This is a genomic window from Pseudomonas sp. EL_65y_Pfl1_R83 (genome assembly GCF_963970695.1).
Lineage (GTDB): Bacteria > Pseudomonadota > Gammaproteobacteria > Pseudomonadales > Pseudomonadaceae > Aquipseudomonas > Aquipseudomonas tritici.
In genome coordinates, this window is sequence record NZ_CAXAQI010000021.1 from 85,942 (window position 1) to 96,293 (window position 10,352).

9 protein-coding genes are annotated in these 10,352 nt (G+C 57.3%); all 9 read left to right on the top strand.

Going from position 1 to position 10,352, the window contains the following annotated elements; all coding sequences use genetic code 11:
- The first annotated feature begins 105 nt into the window (after positions 1-105).
- The gene (mrcB, locus tag AACY08_RS24655) at positions 106-2,430 is read left to right on the top strand and encodes a penicillin-binding protein 1B (protein WP_339420317.1); all 2,325 of its coding nucleotides are present in this window, start codon (positions 106-108) and stop codon (positions 2,428-2,430) included.
- A gap of 16 nt (positions 2,431-2,446) precedes the next feature.
- Positions 2,447-3,181 carry a tetratricopeptide repeat protein gene (locus tag AACY08_RS24660; RefSeq protein ID WP_339420318.1) on the top strand — a complete coding sequence of 245 codons (735 nt, stop codon included), beginning with the start codon at positions 2,447-2,449 and terminating at the stop codon, positions 3,179-3,181.
- Positions 3,181-3,510 carry a YqcC family protein gene (locus AACY08_RS24665; protein ID WP_339471760.1) on the top strand — a complete coding sequence of 110 codons (330 nt, stop codon included), beginning with the start codon at positions 3,181-3,183 and terminating at the stop codon, positions 3,508-3,510. Before AACY08_RS24660 ends, AACY08_RS24665 begins: the two co-directional genes overlap by 1 nt.
- Before the next feature lie 431 nt (positions 3,511-3,941).
- Complete coding sequence (locus tag AACY08_RS24670) at positions 3,942-5,666, top strand: acetolactate synthase 3 large subunit (protein WP_339420319.1); 1,725 nt, start codon at positions 3,942-3,944, stop codon at positions 5,664-5,666.
- A 2-nt stretch (positions 5,667-5,668) separates the two neighbouring features.
- Entirely contained in the window at positions 5,669-6,160 is a 492-nt protein-coding gene (gene ilvN, locus AACY08_RS24675) for an acetolactate synthase small subunit (RefSeq protein ID WP_003176102.1), read from the top strand.
- Positions 6,161-6,207: 47 nt separating this feature from the next.
- Complete coding sequence (gene ilvC / locus AACY08_RS24680) at positions 6,208-7,224, top strand: ketol-acid reductoisomerase (RefSeq protein ID WP_339471761.1); 1,017 nt, start codon at positions 6,208-6,210, stop codon at positions 7,222-7,224.
- 143 nt (positions 7,225-7,367) lie between these two features.
- Positions 7,368-8,225 (top strand): CDP-diacylglycerol--serine O-phosphatidyltransferase, encoded by an 858-nt coding sequence (pssA, locus tag AACY08_RS24685; protein WP_049711521.1) that lies wholly within the window; start codon positions 7,368-7,370, stop codon positions 8,223-8,225.
- A gap of 63 nt (positions 8,226-8,288) precedes the next feature.
- Positions 8,289-9,302 (top strand): protein-methionine-sulfoxide reductase catalytic subunit MsrP, encoded by a 1,014-nt coding sequence (gene msrP, locus AACY08_RS24690; protein WP_339471762.1) that lies wholly within the window; start codon positions 8,289-8,291, stop codon positions 9,300-9,302.
- The gene (gene msrQ / locus AACY08_RS24695; protein ID WP_339471763.1) at positions 9,302-9,922 is read left to right on the top strand and encodes a protein-methionine-sulfoxide reductase heme-binding subunit MsrQ; all 621 of its coding nucleotides are present in this window, start codon (positions 9,302-9,304) and stop codon (positions 9,920-9,922) included. The genes msrP and msrQ overlap by 1 nt, the downstream gene beginning before the upstream one ends.
- Positions 9,923-10,352: the final 430 nt, after the last annotated feature.

The following is a 10,352-nucleotide window of genomic DNA, read 5'->3' on the forward strand; positions in this document are numbered from 1 at the left end:
GAGTCTGGGGAAAAACATGGCGGGCATTATGGCTGCTGCGGCCGGTCGTGCAAACCGCTGTCCGGCTCATGTTGATCCTCAATAAAGTGCGTATAATCCGCCGCCATGACTCGAACCCGATCTCCCCGTTCCCGTAAAAAACCTCCCTCCCGTGGCCTGCGCCCTTGGCTGGGCTGGGCGCTCAAGCTTGGCTTGGTAGGCTTTGTGGTGCTCGCCGGCTTTGCGGTGTACCTCGACGCTGTGGTCCAGGAAAAATTCTCCGGCAAGCGCTGGACCATTCCGGCCAAGGTATACGCGCGCCCACTGGAGCTGTTCACCGGCCAGAAGCTGAGCAAGGACGACTTCCTGACCGAGCTCGACGCCTTGGGCTACCGCCGCGAGCCCGTGAGCAACGGTCCGGGTTCGGCCGCCGTCACGGGTAACACCGTCGACCTGAATACCCGTGGCTTCCAGTTCTACGAAGGCCTGGAAAAAGCCCAGCCGGTGCGCGTGCGCTTTTCCGGCGATTACGTAGCCGAGTTGTCGTCGCTCAATGGCTCCAAGCTGCCCGTGGTTCGCCTGGAACCGCTGATGATCGGCGGCATTTACCCGAAAAACCTTGAAGATCGCATTCTGATCAAGCTTGATCAGGTGCCGCCGTACCTGCTGGAAACACTGGTTGCCGTCGAAGACCGCGATTTTTACCACCACTGGGGCGTCTCGCCGAAGTCGATTGCTCGCGCGATCTGGGTGAATACGTCCGGCGGTAAGATGACCCAGGGCGGCAGCACGCTCACGCAACAATTGGTCAAGAACTTCTATCTGACCAATGAGCGCAGCCTGACGCGTAAGCTCACCGAAGCCATGATGGCGATGTTGCTGGAGCTGCATTACAGCAAGCAGGAAATCCTCGAGGCTTACCTCAATGAGGTGTTCGTCGGCCAAGATGGCCAGCGCGCCGTGCATGGTTTTGGCTTGGCCAGCCAGTTCTTCTTTGGCCAGCCGCTGTCTGAATTGAAGCTGCATCAGGTCGCGCTGCTGGTGGGCATGGTCAAGGGGCCTTCCTACTACAACCCGCGTCGTAACCCTGAGCGCGCACTGGAACGTCGTAACCTGGTGCTCGATGTGCTTGAGCAACAGGGCGTTGCCACGGCGGACCAAGTCGCTGCGGCGAAGAAAATGCCACTGGGTGTAACCACCCGCGGCAAGCTGGCGGACAGCTCCTTCCCAGGCTTTATCGACCTGGTCAAACGCCAACTGCGTGAAGACTACCGCGATGAAGACTTGACCGAAGAAGGCCTGCGGATCTTCACCAGTTTCGACCCGATCCTGCAGATGAAAGCCGAAGCGTCCGTCAATGACACCTTCAAGCGCCTCAAGGGCCGTAAAGGCTCCGATGAAGTCGAAGCGGCAATGGTTGTGACCAACCCGGAAACCGGTGAAGTGCAGGCCATGATCGGCAGTCGCCAGGCCAACTTCGCCGGTTTCAACCGTGCGCTGGATGCAGTGCGGCCGATTGGCTCGTTGGTCAAGCCCGCCGTCTACCTGACCGCTCTGGAAAAACCGAGCAAATACACCCTGACCAGCTGGCTGTCGGATGACCCATTGTCGGTCAAAGGTGCTGATGGCCAGGTGTGGACGCCACAGAACTTCGACCGTCGCTCCCACGGTACGGTGTTCCTATACCAAGGGATCGCGCACTCCTACAACATCTCCACTTCCCGCCTCGGCCTTGAAGTCGGCGTGCCGAACGTCCTCAAGACGATCGCGCGACTGGGGGTTACCCGTGAGTTCCCGGCCTTTCCGTCGATCCTGCTGGGGGCTGGCGCGATGACCCCGATGGAAGTCGCAACCATGTACCAGACCCTGGCCAACGGTGGTTTCAATACACCGATGCGCGGGATCCGTAGCGTGTTGACTGCCGAAGGTGAGCCGCTCAAGCGTTACCCGTTCCAGATTCAGCAACGTTTTGATGCGGGCTCCATCTACCTGATCCAGAACGCCATGCAGCGCGTGATGCGTGAAGGTACCGGGCGTTCGGTTTATAGCGTGCTGCCGGCGAACCTGACATTGGCAGGCAAGACCGGTACCAGTAACGATTCGCGCGACAGTTGGTTTGCCGGCTTCGGCCAGGACGTGCTGGCGGTGGTGTGGCTGGGGCGCGACGACAACGGCAAGACCCCGTTCACCGGTGCTACCGGTGCGCTGCAGGTCTGGACCAGTTTCATGCGCAAAGCCGACCCGCTGCCGTTGAACATGCCGCAGCCGGATAACATCGTTCAGGCCTGGATTGATCCGCACACGGGTCAAGGCTCCGATGCCAATTGTCCGGGCGCGGTGCAGATGCCGTATATTCGCGGCAGCGAACCGCCACCCGGTGCCGCATGCGCTGGCAGTGCACCTGCTGACGCGGAATCGGTGATGGATTGGGTCAAGGGCTGGATGAATTAAGCAAAGAGGGTTTCAAGTGAACAAATGGTTGTTTCCAGCTATTACAGCTCTGGCTTTGCTCAGCGGTTGCTCCAGCGTTCAACGCGGCTCCATTCCCGTGGTGGACTCGAGCACAGCCGTCTCCAATAACGACCGGATTTCGGCCAATGGCGGGTTCCGTCAAACCGTGACCAAGCGTCCTGCGCAGGCAACGACCCAGGCCATGCCACAGGATTCCGGCGTGGTGGTGATGGTGCCAGGCGGCGGCGCAGCGGCATCGGCGCCGATCAGTGCTGAGCCCTGGACACCGGGGCCAAGCACCTCGGGCCCGATTGACTCCACGCCGGTTCAAGCGGCGCCGATCAATCAAGGCACCTACAACATGCCGTCGACGCCAAGTGGTATTCCGTCATCCTCCAGCGGTGGCGGCCTGTCGGCTGATGAGCAATTGGACGGCCCGGTGCTGGCGCTGCTGACCACTGCCCAGCAACAGCAGGCAGGGGGTGATTTGAACGGCGCTTCGTCCAGCCTTGAGCGCGCCCAGCGTGTTGCACCTCGCGAACCTCAAGTGTTGTATCGCTTGGCGCAAGTACGCATGGCCCAGGGCGACGCGCCGCAAGCCGAGCAGTTTGCCCGTCGGGGCCTTACCCTGGCTCACGGCCGTCCAGACCTGCAAGCCAGTCTGTGGGCCTTGATTGGTGACGCGCGTGCTGCACAAGGTGACGCAGCCGGCGCGGCCCAGGCTCGCCTGAAAGCCAAGGTCAGCCTCTGATGGATGCACGCTCTCCCGCAATTGCCGAACAGTTATTGCTGATTGAGCGCGAATTGCGCGTGCAGGGCTGGTGGGACGAGATGTCCCCCAGCGTCGAGGCACTCAGCAGCGTTGAGCCCTTTTCGGTAGACACCCTGGACTTTCACCAGTGGCTGCAATGGATCTTCCTGGTGCGCATGAAGCAGATCCTCGAGCAGGACCTGCCATTGCCAAATGCTTCAGGGATCATGGAGATGGCGGAGATGGTATACGCTGACCGTCCGCTGGAAAGCCTCGGCTTGCGCAATGCGCTGAAAAAGTTCGACCAACTGATCGCCGACGCTCGTTAATTGCCTGACTGCCGGGTTTTCCGGCAGTCTTGCGCACATTTCTACCGCTTGACGACATTCAGGCGAGTTTTATCCCTCCTCAAACCCCTTTCTCCTACGTTCTCATGCGCTTAGTTGGAAAAAAGCGCAATTATTGCTTGACTTGAAGGGGCTGAGACAGAAGAATCCAAAGTCCGCTGTATCGGGACTGCCAGAAGCAGGCCCGCTCAGCAGATCATGAGGCGCACATCCGCGCCGACCTGTTACACCCGCAACGCGTTACCTCGCGCTGGGTGGGAAAAGCCCGCAACACTTGGGACGATCCCAATACTTGCTCAGTCAGTGCTGACGTAGTCGGCGACCACCGTCGCTCATGCTCTGTTGAGAAGTAAACCTATTAAGACCCGTCGGTTTTCAACGGACGGTATTCTGGCGTTTTAGAGGTGAACAACGTGGAGCTTTTATCTGGCGGTGAGATGCTCGTCCGCTTTTTGCGTGACGAAGGCGTCGACTATATTTACGGGTACCCAGGTGGTGCTCTGCTGCATGTCTACGACGCACTGTTCAAGGAACCGGCTGTTACCCACATCCTGGTTCGCCACGAACAGGCCGCGACCCATATGGCTGACGGTTATGCCCGTGCCACCGGTAAAGCCGGCGTGGTACTGGTAACGTCCGGCCCAGGCGCAACCAATGCCATTACCGGCATCGCGACTGCCTATATGGACTCCATCCCGATGGTGATCATTTCTGGCCAGGTGGCAAGCACCATGGTCGGTACCGATGCATTCCAGGAAACCGACATGATCGGTATCTCCCGGCCGATCGTGAAACACAGCTTCATGATCAAGCATGCGTCGGAAATTCCGGAAATCATGAAAAAGGCTTTCTACCTCGCACAGTCCGGTCGCCCGGGGCCTGTCGTGGTCGATATCCCGAAAGACATGACCAATCCGGCGGAAAAATTCGAATATATCTTCCCGAAAAAAGCCAAGCTGCGTTCCTACAGCCCGGCCGTTCGTGGGCACTCGGGGCAAATTCGCAAGGCAGCTGAAATGCTCCTGGCAGCCAAGCGTCCCGTGTTGTACTCGGGTGGTGGTGTGATTCTGGGCGGCGGTTCCGCACCGCTGACCGAACTGGCCAAGCTGCTCAACTTGCCGGTGACCAACACCTTGATGGGCCTCGGCGCATTCCCGGGTACGGATCGCCAGTTCGTCGGCATGCTCGGCATGCACGGCAGCTACACCGCCAACCTGGCGATGCACCATGCCGATGTGATCCTTGCAGTGGGTGCACGTTTCGATGACCGGGTAATCAACGGCGCGAGCAAATTCTGCCCGAACGCCAAGATCATCCATATCGACATCGACCCGGCGTCCATCTCCAAGACCATCAAGGCCGACGTCCCGATCGTAGGTCCTGTTGAAAGCGTATTGACCGAGATGGTTGCCGCGCTCAAGGACATCGGCGAAGCGCCGAACAAGGAATCCGTCGCCAGTTGGTGGAAGCAGATTGACGAATGGCGCGGTGATCGCGGCCTGTTCCCTTACGACAAGGGCGACGGCAGCATCATCAAGCCACAAACCGTGATCGAAACCCTGTGCGAAGTGACCAAGGGCGACGCCTTTGTGACCTCCGACGTGGGCCAACACCAGATGTTCGCTGCGCAGTACTACAAGTTCGACAAACCTAACCGCTGGATCAATTCCGGTGGCCTGGGCACGATGGGCTTTGGTTTCCCTGCGGCCATGGGTGTGAAACTGAGCTTCCCGGACACAGACGTCGCGTGCGTCACCGGTGAGGGCAGCATCCAGATGAATATCCAGGAACTGTCGACGTGCCTGCAGTACGGCCTTCCAGTGAAGATCGTCTGCTTGAACAACGGCGTGCTGGGCATGGTTCGTCAGTGGCAGGACATGAGCTACAACAGCCGTCACTCCCATTCCTACATGGAGTCGCTGCCAGATTTCATCAAATTGGTTGAAGCCTATGGCCACGTCGGCATTCGCATCACCGACTTGAAAGATCTGAAGCCGAAGATGGAAGAAGCGTTCGCCATGAAAGATCGCTTGGTGTTCATCGATATCAAGGTGGATACCAGCGAGCACGTCTATCCGATGCAGATCAAAGACGGCTCGATGCGCGACATGTGGCTGAACAAGACGGAGCGTACTTAATCATGCGGCACATTATCTCCCTGCTTTTGGAGAACGAACCCGGCGCTCTGTCTCGTGTTGTCGGCCTGTTTTCGCAACGCAACTACAACATCGAAAGCCTGACCGTGGCCCCAACCGAAGACCCGACCCTGTCGCGCCTGACGTTGACCACCGTGGGCCACGATGAGGTGATCGAGCAGATCACCAAGAACCTCAACAAGCTGATCGAAGTGGTCAAGCTGGTCGACCTGTCGGAAAGTGCCCACATCGAGCGCGAGCTGATGCTGGTCAAGGTCAAGGCCACCGGCGCCCAGCGTGCCGAGATCAAGCGCACTACCGATATTTATCGCGGGCAGATCGTCGATGTGAGCGCCAGCGTTTATACCGTTCAACTGACCGGTACAAGCGACAAGCTGGACAGCTTCATCCAATCGATCGGGACGGCCTCGATACTGGAAACAGTACGCAGTGGTGTCACCGGGATTGCCCGTGGCGACAAAGTACTCAGCATTTAACCCAAATTAGTGAATGGCCTTACGGCCTGGATATATAGAGGAACCTCATGAAAGTTTATTACGAAAAAGATTGTGACCTGTCGATCATCCAGGGCAAGAAAGTCGCCATCATCGGCTACGGCTCCCAGGGTCATGCGCAAGCGTGCAATCTGAAAGATTCCGGCGTTGACGTGACTGTTGGCCTGCGCAAAGGCTCGGCGACTGTTGCCAAGGCTGAAGCCCATGGCCTGAAAGTGACTGACGTTGCTACCGCCGTTGCTGCTGCCGACCTGGTCATGATCCTGACCCCGGACGAGTTCCAGTCCGCGCTGTACAAGAACGAAATCGAGCCGAACATCAAGAAGGGCGCCACCCTGGCCTTCTCCCACGGCTTCGCGATTCACTACAACCAGGTAGTGCCACGTGCTGACCTCGACGTGATCATGATCGCGCCGAAAGCCCCGGGCCACACTGTGCGTTCCGAGTTCGTCAAAGGCGGCGGTATCCCTGACCTGATCGCGATCTACCAGGACGCTTCGGGCAATGCCAAGAACGTTGCGCTGTCCTACGCTGCGGGTGTTGGCGGTGGTCGTACCGGCATCATCGAAACCACCTTCAAGGACGAGACTGAAACCGACCTGTTCGGCGAACAAGCCGTTCTGTGCGGCGGTACCGTTGAACTGGTAAAAGCCGGTTTCGAAACCCTGGTTGAAGCTGGCTACGCGCCGGAAATGGCCTACTTCGAATGCCTGCACGAACTGAAGCTGATCGTCGACCTCATGTATGAAGGCGGTATCGCCAACATGAACTACTCGATCTCCAACAACGCCGAGTACGGCGAGTACGTGACTGGCCCGGAAGTGATCAACGCCGAGTCCCGCCAGGCAATGCGCAACGCCCTGAAACGTATTCAGGATGGCGAATACGCCAAAATGTTCATCAGCGAAGGCGCGACCGGCTACCCTTCGATGACCGCCAAGCGTCGTAACAACGCCGCTCACGGTATCGAAATCATCGGCGAGCAACTGCGCTCCATGATGCCGTGGATCGGTGCCAACAAGATCGTCGACAAAGCCAAAAACTAAGTCGTACGCATCAACGGAAAACGCGGCTTAGGCCGCGTTTTTTCGTTTGTGGGCTGGTTCTGGTATAAAGCTGCATCGTTTGCGGGCGAACACTCGCCGCACGTATTTGTCGAATTTTTTCAAACCGTTGCAAGGTAAAGTCCATGAGCGAACGTCCCGAAGAGCCACACCAGGCTTCTGACGCCGAAAGCCTGCTGCCGATCGATGAGCATGTCGAAGAAGGGCATGACGCCGAAGGTCGCAAGGTCCGGCATCGTGGCATCTATCTTTTGCCCAACCTGTTCACTACGGCAAACCTGTTTGCCGGCTTCTATTCCATCATCAACTCCATGAGCGCCCAAAGTGCGTTGGCGGCGGGTGATGCGGTGAGTGCCAGTAAGTATTTCGGTTTTGCTGCCATTGCCATTTTCGTTGCCATGGTGCTCGACGGCCTTGATGGTCGTGTGGCACGCATGACTAACACGCAAAGCGCCTTCGGTGCCGAGTACGACTCGTTGTCGGATATGGTCGCGTTTGGTGTAGCCCCTGCGTTGCTGGCATTTGCCTGGGCGCTGGGTGATATGGGTAAGGTTGGCTGGATGGTCGCCTTCATCTATGTTGCGGGCGCTGCTTTGCGTCTGGCGCGCTTCAATACTCAGGTGGGGACTGCCGACAAGCGGTATTTCATCGGTCTTGCCAGCCCGGCGGCTGCGGGGGTGGTGGCAGGTATTGTCTGGGCGTTCAGTGATTACGGTATTCAGGGCTCGAAAATGTCGTTCCTGGTGGCGTTGATGGTAGCTGCTGCCGGTATGCTGATGGTCAGCAATATCAAGTACAACAGCTTCAAAGAGCTGGACCTAAAGGGGCGTGTGCCTTTCGTGGCAATTCTGGCAGTGGTGCTGGTGTTCGCCGTGGTGTTCAGTGATCCTCCGCGTATCCTGTTGCTGGCCTTTCTGGTCTACGCCGCTTCGGGCCCGGTTCAGTACCTGTTGCATCTGCGCCGCGACAAAACATTGCCTTAATGTAATTTCCCCCATACTCCGCAGTCTATTGGTGTATCAGTTCTCCAATGCTGCGGGGTTGCCATGTTAATCAAATTGCCTAAAGCGTCCGATTGCCATGAATCGGATGTCACTCCTGAATCCTTCTATCTTTCCCGCCGCCGCTTGCTCGGTGGTGCGCTTGCCAGCATCGCAGCCAGCAGTTTGCCGCGTTGGGCCAATGCTGAGGAAACCTCACGTTATGCTGATGTCGAAGCGGGCAGGGCACCGAGCTGGTTTGCCGAGAAGCTGCCGAGTACCAAATGGCAGGCGGTCACGGTAAAGGACGAAGCGATCACGCCGTTCAAGGATGCGACTCACTACAACAACTTCTATGAGTTTGGTACGGACAAGGGTGATCCCGCAGCGAATGCGGGCTCGCTCAAGACCGAGCCCTGGAGTGTGGTGATTGATGGCGAAGTCGCCAAGCCGGGGCGATATGCCCTGGAAGATTTTATGAAGCCGTATCAATTGGAAGAGCGTATCTACCGTCTGCGCTGCGTCGAGGCATGGTCGATGGTCATCCCCTGGATCGGTTTTCCGATCTCGGCCTTGCTCAAGCAGGTTGAGCCAACCTCCAAGGCCAAGTACATCCGCTTTGAAACTCTCCAGGATTCCAAGAGTATGCCGGGCCAGCGTTCGAGTTTCGGCTTGATCGATTGGCCTTATATAGAAGGGTTGCGCCTGGATGAGGCGATGAACCCGCTGGCGATCCTGGCTGTTGGCATGTATGGGCGCGAATTGCCCAACCAGAACGGCGCGCCGCTTCGCTTGGTTGTGCCTTGGAAGTATGGCTTCAAGAGTGTGAAGTCCATTGTGCGGATCAGTCTCGTGAGCGAGCAACCGAAAACCACTTGGCAGAGCATTGCTGCGGATGAGTATGGGTTCTATGCGAATGTGAACCCCACGGTCGACCACCCACGCTGGACTCAGGCTCGGGAGCGTCGTCTGCCGAGCGGCCTGTTCAGTCCGAATGTGCGTGAAACGCAGATGTTCAACGGCTACTCCGATGAGGTGGCGTCTCTTTATACCGGTATGGATTTACGGAAGAACTACTGATGCGCTATCCAGTTTGGCGCATTGGCGTCTTTATAGCTGCGGCGATATGGCCGTTGTATTGGCTGTATGAGGCGTGGGGTTTCGCCCTTGGGCCTGATCCGGGCAAGGTTCTGGTCGATCGACTGGGGTTGGGTACGTTGATCTTGTTGCTGATTACGCTGGGGATGACCCCGCTGCAGAAGCTTAGCGGTTGGGCCGGGTGGATAGCGGTTCGTAGACAATTGGGTTTGTGGTGCTTTGCCTATGTGGTGCTCCATCTGGCTGCTTATTGTGTGTTTGTGCTGGGGTTGGATTGGACGCAGTTGGCGGTGGAATTGCGCAAGCGGCCTTACATCATTGTGGGGGCGTTGGGGTTCCTGTCGCTGTTGGTATTGGCGGTGACGTCGAATCGTTATAGTCAGCGTCGGCTGGGGAGTCGTTGGAAGAAGCTGCATCGCCTGGTGTATGTGATTCTTGGTCTCGGCTTGCTGCATATGCTGTGGATTGTGCGGGCTGATCTCAAGGAGTGGGCTATCTATGCTTCTATAGGCGTGTTGCTCTTAGTGCTGCGGATACCGCCTGTAATGCGTCGGATCCCCCGCCTTATTGCGAAAAAACCACTTTCTGCAACAAAAGCGTAATTAAGGGTTGACGGCAGATTCTGGAAGTCTATAATTCGCCCCACTTCCGGCGCAGTCGAAACGGAAAACTCCTTGGTAAACAAAGAGTTATGCGGGATTCGACAGCGAGTTGCTTCAGTTCATCGAAGCGCAGAAGGAGTTGGCAGAGCAGTGTTGTTTGGCTCTATTAACGTTTCGATCCTCTCGATCGAAAGCGGAGAAAAAGAGGTGTTGACAGCAGCGTGTAACGCTGTAGAATTCGCCTCCCGCTAACGAGAGATCGGAAGCGCAAGTGGTTGAAGTTGTTGAAGAATTCTTCGAAAGCTTCTGAAAATAATCACTTGACAGCAAATGAGGCTGCTGTAGAATGCGCGCCTCGGTTGAGACGAAAGATCTTAACCAACCGCTCTTTAACAACTGAATCAAGCAATTCGTGTGGGTGCTTGTGGAG